Source organism: Oceanobacter antarcticus, from assembly GCF_044962685.1.
GTDB classification, from domain to species: domain Bacteria; phylum Pseudomonadota; class Gammaproteobacteria; order Pseudomonadales; family Oceanobacteraceae; genus Oceanobacter; species Oceanobacter antarcticus.
Genome location: NZ_JBBKTX010000087.1, coordinates 1 through 330, shown reverse-complemented (window position 1 = coordinate 330; position 330 = coordinate 1). Strand labels below are relative to the sequence as shown.

1 protein-coding gene is annotated in these 330 nt (G+C 48.8%); it reads right to left on the bottom strand.

Annotated features, from left to right (window positions below; all coding sequences use genetic code 11):
* Positions 1-330: transposase (locus WG929_RS21035; protein ID WP_416207629.1), on the bottom strand; the 330-nt coding region annotated here is incomplete at both ends.

Genomic DNA, 330 nt, shown 5'->3' with positions numbered 1-330 from the left:
GTGCGGCCTTTCAGATACGATCGGGTCTTGTAACACACTTCGATTTTTTCATCCCTCACCACACCCACCCCTTTCGGTGGCAGAGACTTCGTGACCTTGTAATTCATATCTTTCTTCATCCGGCCCACAAACAGACAGCCCTCATTCACGAGCTTTTCGAGCCACGCCCCACCGTTATAGGCACGATCAAATACGTAAGTAGTTCCTTTAAAAACAGAGAGTTGAGAGATGGCGCGGCCATCGCTAACTCTAGCGTCGGTGATTTCAAAATAGATGGGCGTGTCGGCATTGGGATCGTAGACCGTATGGATTTTGACACCGCTTTTATTC